Origin of the sequence: Photobacterium sp. MCCC 1A19761 (assembly GCF_037389125.1) — a bacterium.
GTDB lineage: Bacteria > Pseudomonadota > Gammaproteobacteria > Enterobacterales > Vibrionaceae > Photobacterium.
This window is the reverse complement of sequence record NZ_JAZGTF010000021.1, coordinates 1-20,825: the sequence shown is the minus strand read 5'-3', so window position 1 is coordinate 20,825 and position 20,825 is coordinate 1. Positions and strand designations below refer to the sequence as shown.

Genomic DNA, 20,825 nt, shown 5'->3' with positions numbered 1-20,825 from the left:
GGGATGAGGGAGATCTACAGCGGTATAATTGATATGCGCGTTATAAAACAATGTATTTAAATTGAAAATTTCATTTGCAAAATTGTTTGGATTCACTTCGCATTTTTTGATTTAAGTTTTCGGATTTCTTGCTAATTCAGTTCTTTTGAACTCTGTGTTTTTCGTGCACCTATTCTTTTTTGAAATATTAATTATTTTGTGATTTGAGAACTTCTTCACGTTAATGCAACCGGTTGCGCTTTTTACTTCTCTCTAATTTGGTTACAATTTTTACGTCGCTAAAAAAGCGGAATAATTAAAAAGTGGAGAGTGGGATGAAAAAGATTCTTTTGTGTTGTAGTGCCGGTATGTCGACCAGTATGTTGGTGCAGAAAATGGTGAAAGCCGCGGAAGCGCGTGGGATGGAATGCCAGATTGAAGCCCATCCGGTGGCGACGTTTGAAGAGAAAATTCAGCAGTATGATGTATGCTTGCTCGGGCCTCAGGTCCGCTTCCAGCTTGAAGACTTGCGAAAAACCGCGAGCCTGCATGGGAAACAAGTGGATGCCATTTCACCGATGGCTTACGGCATGATGAAGGGAGAAGAGGTGCTCGATCAGGCCTTGTCGCTCATGAATAAGTAACCCATGCCTTGAGCCGAATCATATTCGGCTCAATTAAATTTAAGGACAGATTTATTTTGACTCTGCATTACTCAATGCGGGGCGGGGTTCTTTATCTTTAAATCAAAGGATTAATGATTATGAAGCTTTACGATAAGTTAATGCATGTCGTAGAAACCAAAGTCGCCCCTATGGCGGCGAAGGTGGGTTCTCAAATACATGTGCGTGCTATGCGTGATGGTTTTATTACCGCAATGCCATTTATTATTGTCGGTAGTTTTATTCTGATATTTGCTTTTCCGCCGTTTGCGGAAGATACAACGAATGCCTTTGGCCGCGCTTGGTTAGACTTTGCCACAGAAAACTTTGACGCCATCATGATGCCTTACAATATGTCAATGGGCATTATGACGATCTTTGTGTCCCTGGGGGTGGCTTATAGTTTAGCACGTGCCTATATGATGGACGGCATTACGTGTGCCTGTTTGTCGCTGATGAGTTTCCTTCTGATTTGTGCGCCTGTGACGGATGGTGCCTTACCAGCGAACCACATGGGCGGAACCGGGATTTTTACTGCGGTATTGAGTGCTTTCTTTGCTGTTGAACTGGTTCGCTTCCTGCAAAAACACAATATCACGATTAAAATGCCAGAGCAGGTACCCCCTGCGATTGCGCGTTGTTTCGAGATGTTGATCCCGGTTTTAATTATCTTCATGACGCTGTACCCACTCAGCCTGTTCGTCCAAAGCCAGTCTGGCATGCTGATCCCTGATGTGGTGATGGATCTGTTCAGACCGCTTGTCTCTGCGTCTAATACTCTACCGGCAATCATCGGTGCACTATTGTTGTCACAGTTACTCTGGTTTGCAGGGATTCACGGTGCCGCGATCGTTGTTGGTCTGCTGTCACCAATCTTCCTGACTAACATTGGTGCGAACACTGCGGCCTTCGTTGCGGGTGAGCCGATTCCAAATATCTTTACTCAGCCATTCTGGGATTTCTACATCTTCATTGGTGGTTCGGGTGCAACCTTAGCCCTGGCGATTCTGATGGTGTTCAGTCGTTCTGTTCATCTACGTAGCCTGGGTCGAATGAGTGCAGTGCCTGGTTTCTTCCAGATTAACGAGCCAATTATTTTTGGTGCGCCAATCGTGATGAACCCAATGCTATTTGTTCCTTTCGTATTCGCTCCGATCGTCAACGCAGTCATTGCATTCACCGCCGTGAAGATGGGCTTTGTTGGTATGGGTGTTGCTACAACACCATGGACGACACCTGCGATCATCGGTGCCTCTTGGGGTACAGGTTGGACATTTGCCCCTGTGTTACTGGTTGTTGGCCTGCTCATTATTGACCTGCTGATTTACCTACCATTCTTCAAGATGTTCGAAAAACAATTGCTTGAAGATGAGAAGAAAGTTGCTGCAGAGCAAGAGCAACAGGATGCCGCGGAAGGTACGCCGGCAACCGCATAATTTAGTTTTGGGCTACGGGTTCATCCGTAGCCCCATTTTAGCCATTTGAGGAGAGAAATGATGGATCAAGAAGCCGTTGTAATGGAAATTATCGTCAATGCCGGTGAAGCGCGCAGTCTGTGTTACGAAGCGTTGGGCAAGGCGAAAAAGCATGAGTTGGATCAGGCTCGTGATTTACTGAAGCAAGCAAAAGCATGCCTGAATAAAGCTCACCTGACCCAAACCCTGCTGATTGAAGCCGATCAGGGCGAAGGGAAAGTGCCGATGACCTTGGTGATGGTGCATGCACAAGATCACCTGATGACCACGATTCTGGCCCATGAACTGGTGACCGAGATGGTTGGTATGTACGAAAACCTGGCGAAATAATAGGGACATATGATGACTAAATCTCCGCTGAAACTCGCCATTATCGGAGGTGGCAGTAGTTATACCCCTGAGTTGGTTGAAGGCGTTTTAAAACGGCTCGATCGGATCCCGGTGAAAGAGATGCATTTCGTTGATGTGGAAGCGGGGAAAGAGAAGCTGGCTGTGATTGAGGCACTGACTCGGCGTATGGTGGACAAAGCAGGGGCGGATATTACCGTGACTGCGTCCATGGATCGCCGGGCTGCGATCCAAGGTGCTGATTTCGTAATGACGCAATTTCGTGTGGGGGGGCTCCAGGCCCGAGCCAATGATGAGCGGATCCCACTGAAATATGATGTGATTGGCCAGGAAACAACTGGGCCGGGTGGTTTTGCCAAGGCACTCAGGACCATCCCGGTCATTTTGGACATCTGTAAAGATATTGAAGAGTTGGCGCCCAATGCCTGGATGCTGAACTTTACCAATCCGGCAGGTCTGGTGACGGAAGCGGTACAGAAATATACCCGGGTGAAGACCATCGGGCTATGTAATGTGCCGGTTTCCATGAAAATGATGATTGCCGAGATGATGGACTGCCAGCCACATGAGCTGACGCTGGAATGTGCAGGGCTGAATCATTTGGTTTGGGCGCACCGGGCTTGGTTACATGGCCGGGATATTACGGCGGAAGTGCTGAAGAAGGTCGGAGACGGCGCCAGCTACAGCATGAAAAATATCAGTGAAGAGCCTTGGGACCCGGACTTCCTGAATGCCCTAGGCGCGATCCCTTGCCCCTATCACCGCTACTTCTATCAGACCGAGGTGATGCTGGCCGAGGAGAAAGCCACGGCTCAGAAGGAAGGCACCCGTGCTGAGCAGGTGATGAAGACGGAGCAGGAACTGTTTGAACTTTATCAGAATGAGTCTCTGGCGGAGAAGCCGGAGCAGCTCGAGAAGCGAGGTGGGGCTTATTACTCGGATGCTTCACTGAACCTGGTGGATGCGATTTATAACGATCAGAAGTCTATTCATGTTGTGAATATCCGTAATAACGGCACTATTCCGTCGCTTCCGGATGATGTGGTGATTGAGTGTAGCGCCGTGGTCGGCAGCTGGGGGGCTCGCCCGATTGCAGTGGGCCGGTTAGGGCCGCAGGTTCTGGGCTTGATCAGCCAAGTGAAAGCCTATGAGCAGCTGACCGTAGAAGCCGCAGTTCATGGTGATTATGACAAAGGATTGATGGCGCTGGTGAGTAACCCGCTGGTTCCGGATATTCATAAGGCGAAGTTGATCTTGGATGAGATCCTCAAAACCAATCATGATTATCTACCGCAGTTTCATCAGTAAGCGGACGTATCAGCGGCAAATGGCCTGTGCATTTGCCGCTTAGCTATCTGGAAAGGTTATGCACGTAATATTTAATGCAGATGATTATGGTCTGACACCCGGCGTCAATCTGGGAATCGTTGAGGCTTGCCGCCAGGGGGTGGTGCGTTCGACGACGATGATGGTCGGGATGCCGGCGGAGCCTCAGGCTGTGGCCCTGGCACGGCAAACATCGGCGCTGAACGTGGGACTGCATTTGCGCTTTACCTTAGGGCGCCCGTTAACGGCAGCGTCATCCCTGGTGGGGGAGGATGGTCAATTTCATCGCCCTGATCAGTTCTGGCATCGACGTGGGTTTTCCAGCCGGGACATCGCTGACGAAGTCATTGCCCAGCTCGACGCATTTCAAGCCAGCGGCATGAAACTCAGCCACGTGGACAGTCACCACCATGCCCATTCGCACCCGGAAATTTTTCCGGTTGTGGCGGAAGTGATGCAGGATTACCCCGTGCCGCTTCGGGCGACGGGTTATCTGGACGGCACGGGCAGTGAATATCGCTATCAGTTCGACCATCATTTTTATGGCCCTGATCTGAGTGTCGAGCGCTTGCTGTCTCTGATCAAACCGTATCAGGGACAATGCGATGTGTTGGAAATCATGACGCATCCGGCCTATGTGGATCAGCCATTGCTCGATATCAGCTCCTATCACGTCGAGCGGGCGCAGGAGCTGGCGATTCTTACCGATCCGGCTCTGAAGGAGGCTCTGGATATCCTGGATATCCGGGTCAGTGACTTTTCAATCTTCGCTCGCTGACCGCTGTTTTAAACGGAGCGCCTGTCGCCTCGGGTTGTTCCGGGCGCCCATAAATCGAGTCCAATAGCGGCTGCCAGCGCCTATCCCCCTGTCACTAGGCGATCACCTGGCAGCCTGCTATTTTTTCGTTGCTCATTGATGACGATACCGATATTTTGTCGGGGAATCAGTGTTTTCATACCCTGAGAGAATGTTTCGGCGTTGGCAGACCAAGGTAGCCCTTTATATGGCAAGTATTCAAGATGTTGCATCCCTGGCTGGAGTGCACCGCTCCACCGTCTCACGGATCATCAATGGTGAAGGTAAGTTCCGCGCGGATACGAAACGCAAGGTTGAGTTGGCTATGGCTGAGCTCAACTACCGCCCCAGTGCCATCGCTCGCTCTTTGGCGACCGCTTCCTCCAATATGGCTGGGCTCCTGGTCACCTATTACACCGGTGGGTTCTTCGGGGAGATGATGGAGCAGGTTCAGTCCGAGTTGGATAAACACGGTAAGTTCCTGATCACCGCGCAGGGGCACCTGTCTGCTGAGGGGGAGCGGGAGGCGATCCGGCGGTTTCATCATTTACGCTGTGACGGGTATGTCCTGAACAGTCGCTACCTGTCGGATGATGAACTGCGTGAACTGGCGCAGGAGCCCATTCCGTTTGTCTTGCTGGATCGGCAGGTATCCGGCCTGGAATCCCGTTGTATTACCTTTGACCACCGCTTGGCTGCCAAACAGGCGGTGCGTTGCCTCATCGAGCAAGGCCACCGGAAAATTGCCTGTATCTCCGGATCTTTGAGCCGAGCCAGTAGTTTTCAGCGCTATCAAGGATACGTTGAAGCCTTACAGGAAGCCGGGATCATCCAGGATCCGGGCTGGGCTGAAGAGGGGGATTACAGCCGCGAGAGCGGGTATCGGGCAGCTCAGGCCATTTATCGCGCCTGTCCGGAAATAACCGCGGTTTTTTCTTGTAGTGAAGAGATGACACTCGGGGCATTACTGTTTTTCCATCAGCATAATGTTGCGATTCCCCAGCAGCTGTCTTTGATCAGCTTTGACAGTGTCGGCTTGTGCGCCAGCCTGTATCCGCCGATTTCGGAAGTGCATTTTCCAATCCGTGAAATGGCGCAATCAGCGGTTGAGTTGCTGATCAGTCAAATTCAGGGACAACCCAGTGCGACTTGCTGCCATTTTCAGCCAGAGCTTCGATTGCGAGACAGTGTCCATTCGAGGCTGAAAGCGGACGGTTTCTAATCAATCAGTCCGGTTCCACAGGAGAAGCGTTGTATCTCAAATCGAGCTGCGTATAATACGTTGCATTGCCCGAGTGGTGAAATTGGTATACACGACGGATTCAAAATCCGTTTCCTTCGGGAGTGACGGTTCAAGTCCGTCCTCGGGCACCATTTTCCAAACAACAAAGCCTCAGCGAAAGCTGGGGCTTTGTTGTTTCTGGCTCCGGGTTCCCGCTTCGTCTTTTTCTGCTTTTATCTTCAGTGTTATTGACTCTGTCAATTGTAATTAAGTAGGTTATTGGAAGGGTAATTGCGTCGACGCCTGCCAAAAGTGTCACATCTCTTACCGATCACAAGCCACTCACACAAAATAATGATAAAGGAGTTGGGGTCTTATGCGCGCAGCAAATTCAGAGTATCTACTGGCGGCACTGAGAAATATCATCAAGGCCAAGGGGCTCACCTATAAAGAGCTGGCCGAACGGCTCGGGGTGCCCTTGTCGACCTTCAAGCGTCACTTGTACAGCCCGAATATTACTCTGGAGAAGTTGCTCGATTATTGCATGGAAGTAGGAACGACCCTGGACGAGTTGCAGAAACTGGCGATCAAGCTGCAGCATGATAACGACAGTTTTTTCAGCCATACCCAGGATGAAATTTTTTACCAGTTTCCCCAGCTATATGATTTTTATCGCGAGTTGCGACACCTGCGGCAACAGGACAGCTATACGTACATGCGTAAGAAGTATGGTCTGAACAAATCTTCGACTTACGGCTACCTGCGTGCTCTGGAAATGCTGGGTCTGGTGAAACTGGCCGAAGACAACAAGATCCAGCTGGTAGGGCCGTTTTACTACCGCTTTTCCGAAAATTCCAAGTTGAGTCACAAGTACAAGACGATCCTCAAAGAGCAGGCCCTGGATAATCCGGATTGTGTCCGAGTCGGGTTCTCCCGAATGTATTTAACCGAGGCGCAGCTTGGAGAGCTGAACCAAATGCTGGCCAAAGAGATCCTTAAGTACCACAGTGAAAATATGCAAAACAGTGAGACGGAGGCGGATCTGCTGCGCAATGTCCTGCTATTTGTCACCCAGCACCAACCGTTGGTGTTCTCTGAAGGGATCGGCTCATTGCCCCATTCGTTTCTTCAGGACGTGAAAACTGCGATTGATCGGTGTGAAGCGCTGGGGACGTGAAGGCCCCCGGCGTCGTTGGCTTCTCCGTGGTTCAGGCGGGCTTGGCCAGGTGGCAGGCCACGAAATGCCGGGTGCCGTTTTCAGCCGGGGCCGACTCCGTGAGTGCCGGGTAGCTTTGGGTACAGTGTATGGTGGCGTGCGTACACCGGGAAGCAAAATGGCAGCCGGGCGGTGGGTTCATTGGTGACGGCACATCCCCTTGCAACATGACGCGTTTGCCCCGTTGGCGCGGATCCGGGATTGGGATCGCGGCGATGAGTGCTTGGGTATAAGGGTGTTGCGGATGACGGAACAGCGTTTCGGTATCGCTGATTTCGACGATACGCCCCAGATACATCACAGCAATCCGGTCTGAGATATGTCGCACCACCGACAGGTCGTGGGCAATGAAAATCAAGGCCAGGTTCATTTGCTTTTGCAGATCCAGCAGGAGATTGATGATTTGCGACTGGACCGACACATCGAGCGCCGATACGGCCTCGTCACAGACAATCAGCTTCGGATTCAGGGCAATAGCCCGGGCGATGCCGATCCGCTGGCGCTGGCCGCCGGAAAATTCATGTGGATATCGGCTGGCCGCAGAAGCCGGTAGCCCGACTTTTTGCAGCAACTCCTGAACCCAGATTTCCCGCTCATCCGGCAGGCCGATGCCGTGGATCTCGAACGGCTCGGCGAGGATGGTCCCGATGGTGTGGCGGCTGTTGAGGCTCTCCATCGGATCCTGAAAGATAATTTGCATCTCTTTGCGCAGGGAAACCATGTCCGAGGCGCTCAGGCCGGTGATATCCCGCCCGTTGTAGATGATCTGCCCGGCCGTGGGTTCGTGCAGTTTCAACAGGGTCCGCCCGACCGAACTTTTACCGCAGCCGGATTCGCCGACCAGTCCCAGGGTTTCCCCGGCGTTGACTTCGAAAGACACGCCATCGACGGCATAGACGGATTTGGCTTTCCCAAACAGCGAGCCGCGGACCGGATAGTGCTGTTTCAGATCGACTAACTTCAGAATTGTTTCAGCCATGATTTACCTCATTGATCATCAGGCAGCTCACATCGTGCCCCGGGGAGACGCTCTGCGGCTGCGGGACGGTTTCGCCGCAGCGCTCATTTTGGTCATGGCAACGGTTGCGGAACCGGCAACCGGAAGGCATTTCCTGCAGTGAAGGCACTGAGCCGGGGATGGTTTCCAGTTTGGTTTTCGGTTGGCCTTCAAGGCGGGGGATCGCGCGAAGCAGCCCCTGGGTGTAGGGATGCTGCGGGGATTCGAACAGCGTGAACACATCAGCGCGTTCGACCACCCGGCCCGCATACATCACGACGACGTCATCACACATTTCGGCGACCACGCCCAGATCGTGGGTGATGAAGATGATGGCCATATTGTTTTCGGCCTGAATGGTGCGCATCAACGCCAGGATCTGGGCCTGAACCGTCACATCAAGCGCGGTGGTCGGCTCATCGGCAATCAGAATATCCGGTTTGCAGGCAAGGGCCATGGCAATCATGACCCGCTGGCGCATCCCGCCGGAAAGCTCATGCGGGTAGACATGGAAGCGTTGCGCAGCGGCCGGGATGCCGACTTGCTCAAGCATCGACAGGGCTGCTTGCTTGCGCTCGGTTTTGAATAATTCCGGCCGGTGCAGTTCATACACTTCACAGAGCTGGCGACCGATGGTGTGGACCGGGTTCAGGGCGGTCATCGGATCCTGGAAAATCATTGAGATCTTGGCGCCGCGGGTCTGATAGAGATCGGCCGGAGCCATGCTGACCAGGTCAGTGCCCTGATACATGATAGAGCCACCGGTCACTTGGCCGTATGGGCGGGGCAGCAGCCCCATGATCGATGCTGCGGTGACACTTTTGCCGCAGCCGGATTCACCGACCACCCCGATGGTTTTGCCTTGGGCGACCGTGAATGAGACGCCGTCCAGCACTTTGATATCCCCTTCGTCTGTGGTGAAGGTGGTTTCTAAATCCTTGATGGTCAGGATATTGTTTTCTGTATCACACATGATGGTGGCTTCCTTCATCCCTGGATAAATCGTCGGTCGGTCGTCGTCACGGGCTCAAAGGTGTGCTCATCCTCCAACGCTTGCTTGGTGGCCCTTTTCTCATCCAGGTCGATCCAGAACAGACCGAGTTCGATCCGGTTGGCATCCAGGATATCCTGAGACAATTCGGTCCCCAGACCTTGCGGCAATTTGACATAACGCCAGTGGGCACCGCGGGAAAACGGCACGGCATAGGTCGGGATGACGCAGTCGCAATCGGCAATTTTTTGCAGGATTTGGCGCGAGAGCCCGGCTTTTTTGCGGACATCGAACTCAGTGTCAAATGCTTCTATCAGGCGGTCCATGTCCGGGTCGGCGTAGTTGGTAAAGTTGTTGGTCTGCGGCTTGGCATTGGCGGAGTGGAAGAACTGCCAGTACACCGGCAGGGCGCCCGTCCCCATCCCCAGAAATGCCGCCTGATGCTTTTTCTCCAGCAGGGATTTGAACCCGGTGGCACCATCCACCAGTTTGAGTTCAATCTCCAGTCCGGCTTTTTTGGCCTCCTCTTTCAGCACCACCACCCGTGCCGTATGCATTTTGGTGAGATAGGTCAGGGTGATGCTCAGGCGCTCTCCCTGATCGTTGATGCGGATGCCGTCGCTGTCCAGGTGCTTGAACCCGGCTTGCCGGAAATACTCGGCAGCCTGGGCCGGATCAAAGGCTTTCGCCTGGATCTCCGGGTTATCGTAGTCACCATAACCGGAGCCGAAGCTTTGCTGGTGGACATAATCCCCGCGCAGCGCAACCGCAATCATTTTCGGGACATTCAGCGCATGGGCGATGCCGTGACGGATCGCGTCATTGGCCATCAGAGGCGCTTGCAGATTCAGCCACACGCCGGCCGCGCCTTGCGGCGACTGGTTATAAAGCCAGGATTTGTGGATGTAGCCCTGATCATAGAGCGGCCCTTTGGCTTTGTTATGCCACAGCGACGGAAAGATCATGTTGTAAGCGTCCAGTTTGCCGCGCTCAAAGTATTTCAGCGCAATGTCGGTATCGCGGATCACCTTGAGAATAATTTTGTCGACGTTGTAGCGGTGCTGGTAATACCGGTTGGTATAGCCCCACCAGTTGTCGACTTTTTCCAGGTGAATCGCCCGGCCTTTGCGGATTTTGCTCACGTAATATGGCCCGGTCACAGGCTCGGCTTTCCAGTTGTAACGGCGGACGAAGTCTTTCGGCAGTTGCCCGCCCGGATAGAAGTGCGCCGGTTTGGGCATCAGGTTCAACCGCATGAGCAACTCATCGTCCGCCAGTGGATCGGCAGAGTGGAGGGCAAAGGTGTATGGGTCATAGACGGTGATCCCCGCCACTTTGTTGGTGAAATACTCCTTGTACCATGGTGCCTTGGCATGTTCGCTTCTCATGTAGTCGAACACAAAGGCAAAATCCCGGCTGGTGATGGGCTCGCCGTCGCTCCAGCGGGCCTGTTCGTCGAGCCGGAAATAAAGGGTTTGGTGATCGTCACCAAAGGCCCACTGTTTGGCAATTGCCGGCAGAAACGCCCGGGTATTGGGCTGTTGCTGAAGCAGCGTCGGGTTGCCGTCAAGCAGGAAGGGGCGAAAGCTGCCGTTGGCATCGGGGCCGATGGTGCGCAGGGTCAGCGGAAAGCTTGAAATATGGAGCCGGTAAGTGCCGCCCGGTTTGGCCCGGCTGTCGGCAAACAGTGGCTGATCCGAATTGGATATCCACTTGAGCCCCGGCGGGAGCTCTGTGGCCAGCCCTCCGCTCTGGCACAGCACCGTCAGGGCTGTGAGCAGCAAGGCCATCAAAGATTGTCTCATGTTCATTCCATCCATACCTGTCAACGGTCGCGCCTTGCAACCGTTGCACGGTCGTTGTGTTGATAAAGGGAAGTGTTTACCAATGCTTGTCTCGGTTAATGTCTGTGTCGCCATCCATCGCATGCGGTTTTGGTATCAGACATACCGGGTATATTTCTTCGGATCGAACGCTTCGCGGATCCCTTCGCCGATGAAGGTCACCATGGTCAGGATCGACACAATAGCGAACACCACCGAGCCGATGATCCAGTACGCATCCAGATTTGATTTCCCCTGTTGCAGCAGATCGCCCCAGCTCGGGGTCGGCGGCATCAGGCCCAGCCCGAGATAGTCCAGTGCCGTTAGCGTGGTGATATTGGCAACGATGCCGAATGGCGCCAGGGTGATCACCATCACCATGGTATTGGGCAGGATATGCCTGACGATCACCCGCCACAGGCTGGCGCCCTGCGCCCGGGCAGCCAGGACGTATTCCCGGGCTTTTTCTTTGTAGGTCATGGTTCGCATGTACCAGGTGATACTGATCCAGCCGAACATCACATTGATCAGGACAAACAGGAAAAAGCTGGGCTGGATAATGGAGACCATGATCATGATGACGTAGAGAAACGGCACCATGGACCACACCTCGATCACGCGCTGCATCACCAGGTCGAATTTACCGCCGAGGTATCCCATCAGCGACCCCACCAACACGCCGATGGTGTAACACAGGATCAGGGTCAGCATGGCGAACCAGATGGCAATGCGGAAACCGTAGAACAGCCGGGCCAGAACATCGCGCCCGGACTCATCGGTACCAAGATAATGCTGGCGGTCCAGCGACGGCGGATTCGGCGGATAGCTTGTCCCGTCAAAGTCCTGTTCGTAAGGATTCCAGGGAACCACCGGCATTAGAACCCAGTTCCCTTTGCCTTGTGCGGCAAAGTGTTGCTTCAGTTCGCGATAATTGGCCTCGTAGCCGTAGTTCAGGCCGAATGTTTCTCCAGTGTTCACTTCGGTGTAGGTCGGAAAGAACAGTTCGCCTTCATAGGCGACAACCAGCGCCCGGCTGTTGACCAGTAGCTCAGCGACACAGGAGAGCAGGATCAGGGCCGTCAGGAGTACAAAAGAATAGTAGCTTCGTTTGATCGAGCGGAAGCGGTTGATTTTTTTTAGGGTCAGTGGATTGAACGCCATCATTTAACTCCCGAATTTAACCCGTGGATCGACCAAGGCAACGCACAGATCCGAGAGGATATTGCCCAGCATCAACAGCAGGGATGACATCGCCAGGATCCCCATCACCACCGGGTAGTCCCGCTCGATAATTGACTCGTACCCCAGCAGGCCGATGCCGTCGATATTGAATACCACCTCAATCAGAAACGAGCCGGCAACGAAGACCGAAACTACGTTCCCCAGATGACTGGCAATCGGGATCAGGCTGTTGCGCAGGGCGTGTTTGCGGACGGCTTGCCGGAAGGGCAGCCCCTTGGCAATGGCGGTTTTGACATAATCTGCCGCCAGGTTTTCCAGCAGGTTATTTTTCATCGTCATAGTGAGAATGGCGAAATCGCCGATGATATAGCACAGCAGGGGCAGGGCTGCATGCGCGAACAGATCGGCAATTTTGTCCGGCCACAGCAGGTCGTCGAAATCATCACTGACAAAATCGCCCATCGGGAACCAGTCGAGGTGAAAGGCGAAGAAAGAAAGCAGAAAGACCCCGACCACATAGTTGGGCAGGGCGTAGCCGATAAACACCATCACCGAGCTGACATGGTCAAACCGGGAGCCGTGTTTCATGGCTTTGAGGATCCCGAGCGGAATCGACACCAGGTAGCTGATCAGAAACGTCAGCAGGCCGTAGAACAGGGAGACGGGCAGGCGTTCTTTGATCATGTCCCACACCGGCTCGTAATAGCGGGTGGATTCTCCCAGATCCAGGGTGATCAGCTTGCCCAGCCATGCGGTGTAGGCTTCAAACATCGGTTTGTCCAACCCGTAGAAGGCGTTCAGTTCGGCAATCTGCTCCTCAGACAGCGTTTGCGATCCCTGTTGGTTTCCGCCGCCGCTTTCCATGGATTGGGATTGCATCTGGGCAATCATTCGTTCCACCGGACCGCCGGGGACAAACCGGGTCAGGGCGAAGACCAGCAGGGTCACGCCGATAAAGGTGGGAATGATCAGTAGTAATCGTCGGCTAAAATATGCAAGCAAAGCAGACTCCTTTACATCCTATCGTCAGGCTTTCCGGCAACCGGGTGTTGAGTACCCTGGGCCGGTTTCATCCGGGGACGTGCGCTGGTTCCACCCTGCAGGTGAAATCAGGCTCTGTGTGTTGCGTACCGCAGATGAGTCAAAAAGCCGGATATCTGAGATATCCGGCTGGGTTGGGTGACTTAGTAGTAAGTCGAAAGGACCGGTAGCTGCTCTAGCGCATAACGATACTGGATGTATTCTCGGGTGCTCCACAACCAGATGATTTCCGGGTCGATATCGTAGACTTTGGCTTCTTCCGGCCGGGCCTCGATGGCTTCGGCAATCCATGCTGCATAGTTATCCGCGCTGGCGAGCAACATTTCCAGATACGCCGGATCCTCATCCTTGTAACTGCGGATCGCATTCCAGGCAGTCAGCAGGTCATCTTTTTTATGACAGCGGGTGCTGTTTGATGCCGGTGAATAACAGTCATTGGCCTTGTCGTAGGTAAACTTGGGCCCTCTGAACAGGGACTCAAAATACGGTGTCGTCTGCAGCAGGTTGACCGCTTCGGTATCGCGCAGCATAAACAGGGTGAAGTCGTTCAGGTTGCGGATCCCGTTTGCTTTCAGGTTTTGCTTGGTGGTGGAATGGGCGTTTTCCAGTTTCACCAGCTCCTCCTGCTTGCCGTTGATCAACAGCGCTTTTTCGGCCATGTTGAATCCCAGTCGGTTGCGGCGCGTCACGACATAGTTCCTGGCTTTAAGGCTGAATTCATAGCCATTTTCCGTATCGACCCCGTAGCCCGGTTGCGTGAGGGTAATCGCGTCGATCAGATACTTGGAGCTGTCGGACAGGCCGTATTCATCGGCGTAGCCAAACGCAACCAGGTTGTGGATCAAGGCCGAATACATCGGGGTGACCGTCGTTTGCGACATCTGGAAGTAATACTTCAGCCACGACAGATATGGCGGCACATCAATCGCCCGTTTGAGATCCGGCCGGTACGGCGTGATGGTGGCCTTACGGTTGCCGTCGCGGTCGACAAAAATCGGCGTCGGGTATTGGTCGTAGTCAAAGCCAAGGTAGCCGAGGTATGACTGGACTTTCTGAGGGGTGCCCTGGGTGCCGCTGCGCGGATCGGAGACATCCAACAGGGCCATATTCGACTTATCGCGGCTGCGTTGATGATCACTGCGTTTGACCAGCATCTGGGCAGCCAGAAGTTTGTCCGGCCAGATCCCGAGCAGATCGACGGCTGTGGCCGAGGTCTGGTAAGGGTTGTTGGCGCGCATATTGGCGTGCGAGCGGCCGTCCCGGGTTTCGGAAAGCACGGTGATTTTATCGTACCCGTTTGCCATGGCCGCGACTAAATCCGGATCAAAACACGATCGCGGCAGCTCGGTCTTATGCTGGATCCCCGGTCCGTAGCTGCTCCAGAGGTCGGACAGAGGCACAAACCGGTAAATCGGCTGACTGCCGGAAGGCGTGACTTCCAGCTCGCAGACGTGATCGGGCGTGCTCATGACTTTGACGAAAAAGTCTGCCGCTTCCAGTGCTGCGTCAAAGGTGTCACACACCATCTGGGCGCCCTGTGGCAAATTGTTACGGGTTGAGGCGCGGGTACAGTTGTCGGTGTAGTAGTTGGCGACATTCTGGCCGTAACTGTCTTCGGCACCACGTAACTGCGCCAATTGATAGTCAATTTCACCGAGGTCTTCGACCACTTCCCGGATTTCATTAAACTGATTCCAGCGACCAAAGGTGTATTCCTGCAGCTTACCGTCGTAAAACGCATCCCGGCCGTCTCGGCGGTTGACCAGCTCGTAATTATCCCAGTATTTCTGGATCCGGAATCGCGTCACCTCCAGGATATTAGTACCTTCGTCGAAGCGGTTACAGGTCGTTGTGCTCTTTACGTTTTCGTCGGTACAGAAGATATAAGGTTTCATCTTTTCACCGAATGCCAGTTCGGTTTGCACCTGATTCAACGCGCCCAACGGGTAGGCCTGTTGGTTCTGACGTAAGGTTTCATCAATGTGTGTCAGGCTGACTTGCTTGGTGGTTGCCGACTCGCCCGGATTCCCCGGCTGGTTGACTTCAACTTTCCGGCTATAGCCAAATGTCAGGGCGGCAATATCGTATTTACCGTAGATGGGCAGCTCATCGAAAATTGAGGCGCCGTAGTCCATGATGGAGCTGTAGGCCGGCACTTTGTCGTAGCCGAATTTGGCAATTTCATCCTGGTGGTAGAAGTTGTCTTTGTCGACGGAGCCCATGAAGTTGTGGCGAAGGCCTAAGTTGTGGCCCAGCTCATGCACCAATGTTGACTTGAACATGTGCTCGGTGATGGCGTCACTGACTTTCTGTTGCTGGTCCGCATTGAGTTGATCCCAGCGTTTCAGCGTTTTGTTGGCATGATCGGCATAGTCCGGCGCACTCTGGTCGAGTCCCGAATTGTCGAAATAGTTGCCGGCCAGATAGTCAATGCCTTTGATTAGCCCTTTTGACTGGGTGCTCACCCACATAAACTCAGCGGCATACATGTTCTGCTCAGCCATTTTATGGAGCTGATGCTGATGGTTGGCCAGTGCTTTGCTGAAGCTTTTCGGGTCTTGCTCGTCCGGAGAAAGCCAGCGCGGAGCGCCATTGATAAACTGAGGTTCGTATTGAACCTGTGGCTCCGTTGATGCCGGAGATTCTGCCAGTAGTTGGGTCGTCAGGCGATTTTCGACGCCACCCATCCCCGTTAAACCGGCAGTGGATGCAGACGAGGTTGCGGATGTGTTCTGGTCCGGAGTGGTTTGCGGCACAAAGGTATCCGGCCGTTCGATTTCACCGCGGTTATAATATTTGGCCAGCTCGTTCCACATCCGACGCGATGTGGAGCGGATCACCCCGGCATATTGGTTGACATGGGCATGAACGATTTCCCCTGTGAGCGGGTTTGTTGCCGACGGGCCATAGCCCAGGAGGCCGTTATCGACCGGGTCGGTGATTAAGTTCAGCACGTTGTAGCGCAAGTCGCCGGTATGCACCCCTGCTTTATCACTCGGGTTAACAATCTTGATCGGCGGTACGCCGGTCCCGGCCAGGGTGGTGTTGATTTCCGCGATCGTTTCAAGCGTGACATCAAGATAGAACTTGTTCTTTGGCTCGAAGTAGCTGTCGCTCAGGTAGTAGTCGATTGACGCTTTGTTGGGGTTGAATCGGTTCAGCAGGTTGAACTTGTGGCCCTGGCGGTCACTCTCGCCAATCAGGGAGCGTTCATTCTTGGTATCTTTGAAGAAACCAAAGCGCATGGAGTCCCGGTCCGGGTAGTGGACGGTCTGGTAATCTTTGCTGGCCAGTTTGTCTAATTTCACCAAAGAGTAGAAAAAACGGGTTTTGAAAGACAAATCTTCGAACTGATCGCCAAACTGGTAGAAGTCATCCACACTGGCAGTAAAGGTGCGCTCCACCTCGACATTAATCGTGCCGTTGGCCGCATCATATTCCCAGTGGATCACGCGGGGATCAGCGGTTTCTTCGACGTTGTCAGCGGTAAACCAGGCATTCAGGGTATCGACGGCCAAAGATTCAATGCCGGCATAATCCGGAGTGAAATGGGTGGTCTCTTCCCAGTTCAGATCGGCGTCTTCGTTCAGCTCTTCCTTGTTGGTGCACTCGTCGTAATTATCTTCGGCGCAGCGGTATTGCTGGAAGACGCCGGGAATTTTCAAGACCGGAGCCTGGTTGATCACGTCAGCGTAGCGGCTTTCCTCGCCGGGCTTGATGGTATCGCGGTCGACTTCCTCGGCGACAATCCCGTTTTGTTTGTCAAAACGGAGCTTGACCAGCTTCGGGGTGCCCTGGAAGAAACCACGCTGAGTGGCGGCATAACGCGGGGTTGCACCGGTGGATGGCATATACAGCCACAGTGATTCGGTATCCAGAGAATTTTTGGTGATTTGCTCTGAAGCCCGAGGCAATGTGTCATAACCCCGCTCTTCGGCACCACAGCCATAGAGCGCAATGCTCACCATGGCTGCAATCGCTAATTTCTTATACATGTTGTGTTTACCTTTTTTATTCTTTGATTACAGGGTGTAATTCAGCGTGATGTAGTAAGTCGGCTTTTCCAGATCAAACAAATCGTTGAGCGGATTCGGTCCTCGATCCGGGTCGTAGTAGGTCGCACTATTGGTCATGCCGAGCGCGGCACTAAAGGCGTCGGTGATTTGATACCCGACTTCGGCCGCATGGGTCAGCTCGGGCGAATGGCGGGTGCCGCGATAGCTCCAGGATTCGGCACTGACAAAATTGGTGCTGAAGAACCATTTATCGACGGCATACTCGAGTGCAAACAGGTTACTGAGCCGATATTCCTCGAGTGGCTGATCACCAGCGGTGGTGTATCGGTGGAAGTTTTTCTGCAACCGAACGGAGTCGTGAATCGCCAGTCCCGGCAGTAGATGATCCAGGGTCAGGGAAAATTGAATATCGCCGCGAATCGCAGTTTGCAGATCGGTTTTCGAAGCGGTGTCTGAGATCGGGAGCAGTACACGTCCGCCGACAGACATCGACAAGGTGTCCGTCGGTGACCAGAGGTTGCTCCGGGTCGCAGTCAGCCAGATATCATCCCAATAATCTCCCCGCTCACCGTCATAGCTGTGTCGGCCGGAGATGAGAGCAGAGAATTTGGTGGATTGACTCAGGTTATAAGTGATGGTCGCGGATGCCGTGAGATTACGGTCTGCCAGATAACTGTTACTGTCATAGGCATTTCTGCTGTAGTCCATTCCAAAGGTTGCGCCCCACTGTTTTGTCGTGGGCGGCAACGGTTGAACTGGCTCTTGCGCATAAATTCCTGTCGATAGCAAAGCAGGCACCATGGCATAGATTGCCAAGTTGTACTTCATGACTTGCTCTATTCCCTGTGAGTGTATGCATTGCGGCACTCCATATGGCCGCATGAGAATCGTATTGTTTTAGTTATGATTAGAGCAGGAATACTAATCGACATGCTTAAAGCAAGAAATCGCTATTGAGAAAGTATCACCAGTTAATTCGTCGGGTACTGAATAATGAAACCTGGCGCAGAGTGCTCAACCTCACAGAATGCTATGAAAATCATAAAATCAGGAGTTCATCGCGTGCTGATTTTACATCTAGTGGGTATCCCTGCTTATCGGTTATTTTTTAGTATTTCATCTTGATGTCGGGGTTTGATGTTGGTGAACCGCAGAAAATTGTCGTGGTGGCTGCTTTTCGCTGGATAAGGGACGGTTCGACGCTGATGCCGCACTGGGTGATGTCAGGGCAAACAGGGAATTTCATGAACGGAACATCGCAGCCTTGGGCTGATTGGCGGATGGATCTGCCCTCTTTTTCTGTCCTCTATCACACTTAGCAGAGAAACCCGGCCTTCTTACTCTGACCGTTTTGATTCAGCCGTTAATATTCTAACTATCTGAAAATCAATAAGAGAGTGGGCTCCTTGTCATCGCATGTACCCAATAGCCGTTATGGCGGCATCGTCGATCAGGTGAAGCGGCAAATCAAAGAAAAGATTTGGCTGCCGGGCGAGCGTATTCCCTCGGTCCGAGTGATGAGTAAGGCGCAGTCTGTCAGTGTCATGACCGTGTTGAAGGCTTATGAGCATTTGGAAGCCGAAGGGTGGATCTATGCCAAGGCTAAAGCGGGATATTTTGTTGCGGCGCATTTTAATCGTCTGGCTGAGCCGGAGCAGGTGATCCCTCAGGTTGTGAATCGCTCGATTCGAATCAACCGGCATGTCTTTGAAGTGCTGCGGGCCTGTAAACGGCCGGATGTGGTGCCATTCGGCTCGGCTTTTCCGGATCCGTCGCTATTTCCGATTCATACCATCGGACGCTTACTGGGGCAGGCGATTAAAAGCATGCCGGCCCATAGCGCCATCTCCGACCTGCCACCGGGAAGTCTGGAGCTTCGGCGCTCGATTGCCCAGCGTTACTTAAGAGACGGGATCGATGTTTCACTGGATGATATCGTCATTACCTCGGGGGCGATGGAGTCGTTGGGGCTGTGTCTGGCGGCGGTGACCCAGCCGGGAGACTGTGTGGCGATTGAGTCGCCGGCGTTTTACGGTGCCCTGCAAGCCATTGAACGATTCAAACTGAAAGCGGTAGAAATCCCGACACATCCGCGTGAAGGCATGTCGCCGGAAGGTCTTGAGCAAGCCATTGTCGAAAATGATGTGAAAGCTTGCTGGTTAATGAGCAAGTTTCAAAATCCGCTGGGGGCGACGATCCCGGCGGGTCGGCAACAGGCCTTATATGAGGTCCTGGCCAGGAATGATATTCCGGTGATTGAAGATGATGTGTATGCCGAACTCTATTTTGGTACAGAGAAGCCGATGCCGATGAAGGCGTTGGATGATCGGGGACTGGTCTTACATTGCTCGTCATTTTCTAAGTGCCTGGCGCCCGGCCTCCGTGTGGGTTGGGTCGCGGCGGGGCGTTATGCCCGGCAAGTTGAAGAGCTTCAGTTTATGTCCACGCTTTCGGTGGGGGCGCCCAATCAACTGGCCCTGGCGCAGTACCTTCAACATGGGGGTTATGATAACCATCTCCGTCGCTTACGACGGACCCTGGAGCAGCGGCAGCAACAAATGCTGGGGGCGGTCGAACAGAGTTTTCCGGCCGGGACTCAGGTCACCCGTCCGACTGGCGGCTATTTCCTGTGGGTGGTTCTGCCGAAACAGATTAACACGTCTGAAATTCTCGCAGATTTGTTGGATCGGTATCAGATCAGTATTGCACCGGGCACATTGTTCTCTGCTGACCAGCGCTATCAGCACTGTATGCGGATTAATTGCGCCTATCCTTGGGATGAGAAAAATCAAGCGGCTTTATATCAATTGGCGGCTTACTTAACGGAATTATGCGAAAAAGACTGATCGCGGGGCTGTACTAAGTTATTTCCTGAAGAACTGTACTACTTCGAGCATTCAGGACTGTGTTCTGATCACCGGGTTATTTAAAACCAGGAGAGAAACGATGAAAGTGCAACCTCAACGTGATCAAGTGAAGTTAATTGGCGTCGCCATCATCTGTGCGGCTTTGGTGGTATTTGGTCATTTGATCCTTTCAAAAAGCTTGGCGGAACAACTTTGGGTTGAATATACCGCGGCGTTGATCCCTTTTGCGTTGTTTGCCATTGGTGTGGTGTCGTTTCGTTATGCAGCGGCAAAGGACGAAGCCAATGAACACGGCGACGCACATTGAGCAGACGTTGAAAAGCAGACAACGAATTCGTTTGTTTGTTGAGCTAAAAGTTCAGTATTGTTTTATTTATGAGCGGTTGGGGCGGTTGGGGATGTTTTTTTTAAATAATGGCTTGCCATGCGATTTGAACTCTCTATAATGCCGCCTCACCGACACGGAGAGCGGCTTCTTAAAGCAAGAAAGCAAGCAGCGAGTCGGGATGGTGAAAGCCTTAAACATAAAGTTTCAAAAAGTGTTTGACACTTCCCTTTGAATCCTTAGAATCGCGCACCTCCTCAGAGCAAAAGCGAATGAGGAAATGTTCTTTAACAATTTGACCATGCAATCTGTGTGGGCACTCGTGAAATGATAGTCAAAAGATTTATCAGTGAACTGAGTGACCAATACGACATAGCTTCGGCTATATCGGCACAGTCAATTTATTTTTGCTTCTGCTTTTTTAAAAAGCGGAGACAAGAAATCAGTAATCACTGAGCCGTTTCTTCGGAAACACCAAAACTTTAATTGAAGAGTTTGATCATGGCTCAGATTGAACGCTGGCGGCAGGCCTAACACATGCAAGTCGAGCGGCAGCGAC

Annotated in this window: 16 protein-coding genes, 1 tRNA gene and 1 rRNA gene; 11 read left to right on the top strand and 7 right to left on the bottom strand. The window is 52.9% G+C overall.

The window, feature by feature from the left end; all coding sequences use genetic code 11:
* Positions 1-314: 314 nt before the first annotated feature.
* The 8 genes from VV869_RS17370 (at position 315) to VV869_RS17335 (ending at position 6,985) form a co-directional block, all read left to right on the top strand.
* Positions 315-623, top strand: coding sequence for a PTS sugar transporter subunit IIB (locus VV869_RS17370; protein WP_337736181.1), 309 nt, complete (start codon positions 315-317; stop codon positions 621-623).
* 119 nt (positions 624-742) lie between these two features.
* Positions 743-2,077: a PTS sugar transporter subunit IIC gene (locus tag VV869_RS17365; protein ID WP_337736180.1), complete on the top strand. Its 1,335-nt coding sequence runs from the start codon at positions 743-745 to the stop codon at positions 2,075-2,077.
* Between the two features lie 60 nt (positions 2,078-2,137).
* Positions 2,138-2,446, top strand: coding sequence for a PTS lactose/cellobiose transporter subunit IIA (locus VV869_RS17360; RefSeq protein WP_337736262.1), 309 nt, complete (start codon positions 2,138-2,140; stop codon positions 2,444-2,446).
* Positions 2,447-2,458: 12 nt separating this feature from the next.
* A complete protein-coding gene (locus VV869_RS17355; protein WP_337736261.1) occupies positions 2,459-3,772 on the top strand; it encodes a 6-phospho-beta-glucosidase in 1,314 nt (437 codons plus the stop codon).
* Positions 3,773-3,830: 58 nt separating this feature from the next.
* A complete protein-coding gene (chbG, locus tag VV869_RS17350) occupies positions 3,831-4,568 on the top strand; it encodes a chitin disaccharide deacetylase (protein ID WP_337736179.1) in 738 nt (245 codons plus the stop codon).
* Between the two features lie 226 nt (positions 4,569-4,794).
* Complete coding sequence (locus VV869_RS17345; protein WP_337736178.1) at positions 4,795-5,808, top strand: LacI family DNA-binding transcriptional regulator; 1,014 nt, start codon at positions 4,795-4,797, stop codon at positions 5,806-5,808.
* Positions 5,809-5,875: 67 nt separating this feature from the next.
* Positions 5,876-5,960, top strand: a tRNA-Leu gene (locus VV869_RS17340).
* A 224-nt stretch (positions 5,961-6,184) separates the two neighbouring features.
* On the top strand, positions 6,185-6,985 hold the full coding sequence (locus tag VV869_RS17335) for a helix-turn-helix domain-containing protein (protein WP_337736177.1): 801 nt from the start codon (positions 6,185-6,187) through the stop codon (positions 6,983-6,985).
* 31 nt (positions 6,986-7,016) lie between these two features.
* Here the strand turns inward: VV869_RS17335 and VV869_RS17330 are convergent, their stop codons facing one another.
* The 7 genes from VV869_RS17330 to VV869_RS17300 all read right to left on the bottom strand — a co-directional run bounded on the left by VV869_RS17330 (position 7,017) and on the right by VV869_RS17300 (position 17,902).
* The gene (locus VV869_RS17330) at positions 7,017-8,003 is read right to left on the bottom strand and encodes an ABC transporter ATP-binding protein (protein WP_337736176.1); all 987 of its coding nucleotides are present in this window, start codon (positions 8,001-8,003) and stop codon (positions 7,017-7,019) included.
* Complete coding sequence (locus VV869_RS17325) at positions 7,996-8,994, bottom strand: ABC transporter ATP-binding protein (protein WP_337736175.1); 999 nt, start codon at positions 8,992-8,994, stop codon at positions 7,996-7,998. The genes VV869_RS17330 and VV869_RS17325 overlap by 8 nt, the downstream gene beginning before the upstream one ends.
* A gap of 14 nt (positions 8,995-9,008) precedes the next feature.
* On the bottom strand, positions 9,009-10,817 hold the full coding sequence (locus tag VV869_RS17320; protein WP_337736174.1) for an extracellular solute-binding protein: 1,809 nt from the start codon (positions 10,815-10,817) through the stop codon (positions 9,009-9,011).
* Positions 10,818-10,952: 135 nt separating this feature from the next.
* Positions 10,953-11,999 carry an ABC transporter permease gene (locus VV869_RS17315; RefSeq protein ID WP_261600966.1) on the bottom strand — a complete coding sequence of 349 codons (1,047 nt, stop codon included), beginning with the start codon at positions 11,997-11,999 and terminating at the stop codon, positions 10,953-10,955.
* A complete protein-coding gene (locus VV869_RS17310) occupies positions 12,000-13,019 on the bottom strand; it encodes an ABC transporter permease subunit (RefSeq protein ID WP_337736173.1) in 1,020 nt (339 codons plus the stop codon).
* Positions 13,020-13,201: 182 nt separating this feature from the next.
* On the bottom strand, positions 13,202-17,053 hold the full coding sequence (locus VV869_RS17305; RefSeq protein ID WP_337736172.1) for a zinc-dependent metalloprotease: 3,852 nt from the start codon (positions 17,051-17,053) through the stop codon (positions 13,202-13,204).
* Positions 17,054-17,080: 27 nt separating this feature from the next.
* A complete protein-coding gene (locus tag VV869_RS17300) occupies positions 17,081-17,902 on the bottom strand; it encodes a hypothetical protein (RefSeq protein WP_337736171.1) in 822 nt (273 codons plus the stop codon).
* 578 nt (positions 17,903-18,480) lie between these two features.
* Here VV869_RS17300 and VV869_RS17295 point away from each other — a divergent pair.
* The 3 genes from VV869_RS17295 to VV869_RS17285 form a co-directional block, all read left to right on the top strand.
* Positions 18,481-19,920, top strand: a complete 1,440-nt coding sequence (locus VV869_RS17295; protein WP_337736170.1) for an aminotransferase-like domain-containing protein — start codon at positions 18,481-18,483, stop codon at positions 19,918-19,920.
* A gap of 100 nt (positions 19,921-20,020) precedes the next feature.
* Entirely contained in the window at positions 20,021-20,248 is a 228-nt protein-coding gene (locus tag VV869_RS17290; RefSeq protein ID WP_261600961.1) for a hypothetical protein, read from the top strand.
* Between the two features lie 501 nt (positions 20,249-20,749).
* A 16S ribosomal RNA gene (locus tag VV869_RS17285) occupies positions 20,750-20,825 on the top strand; the annotation flags it as partial.

Bases quoted from the DNA above. Each gene is read 5' to 3' on its own strand.
- VV869_RS17370 (WP_337736181.1), top strand. From the start codon at position 315: ATGAAAAAGATTCTTTTGTGTTGTAGTGCCGGTATGTCGACCAGTATG.
- VV869_RS17365 (WP_337736180.1), top strand. From the start codon at position 743: ATGAAGCTTTACGATAAGTTAATGCATGTCGTAGAAACCAAAGTCGCC.
- VV869_RS17360 (WP_337736262.1), top strand. From the start codon at position 2,138: ATGGATCAAGAAGCCGTTGTAATGGAAATTATCGTCAATGCCGGTGAA.
- VV869_RS17355 (WP_337736261.1), top strand. From the start codon at position 2,459: ATGACTAAATCTCCGCTGAAACTCGCCATTATCGGAGGTGGCAGTAGT.
- chbG (WP_337736179.1), top strand. From the start codon at position 3,831: ATGCACGTAATATTTAATGCAGATGATTATGGTCTGACACCCGGCGTC.
- VV869_RS17345 (WP_337736178.1), top strand. From the start codon at position 4,795: ATGGCAAGTATTCAAGATGTTGCATCCCTGGCTGGAGTGCACCGCTCC.
- VV869_RS17335 (WP_337736177.1), top strand. From the start codon at position 6,185: ATGCGCGCAGCAAATTCAGAGTATCTACTGGCGGCACTGAGAAATATC.
- VV869_RS17330 (WP_337736176.1), bottom strand. From the start codon at position 8,003: ATGGCTGAAACAATTCTGAAGTTAGTCGATCTGAAACAGCACTATCCG.
- VV869_RS17325 (WP_337736175.1), bottom strand. From the start codon at position 8,994: ATGTGTGATACAGAAAACAATATCCTGACCATCAAGGATTTAGAAACC.
- VV869_RS17320 (WP_337736174.1), bottom strand. From the start codon at position 10,817: ATGAGACAATCTTTGATGGCCTTGCTGCTCACAGCCCTGACGGTGCTG.
- VV869_RS17315 (WP_261600966.1), bottom strand. From the start codon at position 11,999: ATGATGGCGTTCAATCCACTGACCCTAAAAAAAATCAACCGCTTCCGC.
- VV869_RS17305 (WP_337736172.1), bottom strand. From the start codon at position 17,053: ATGTATAAGAAATTAGCGATTGCAGCCATGGTGAGCATTGCGCTCTAT.
- VV869_RS17300 (WP_337736171.1), bottom strand. From the start codon at position 17,902: ATGAAGTACAACTTGGCAATCTATGCCATGGTGCCTGCTTTGCTATCG.
- VV869_RS17290 (WP_261600961.1), top strand. From the start codon at position 20,021: ATGAAAGTGCAACCTCAACGTGATCAAGTGAAGTTAATTGGCGTCGCC.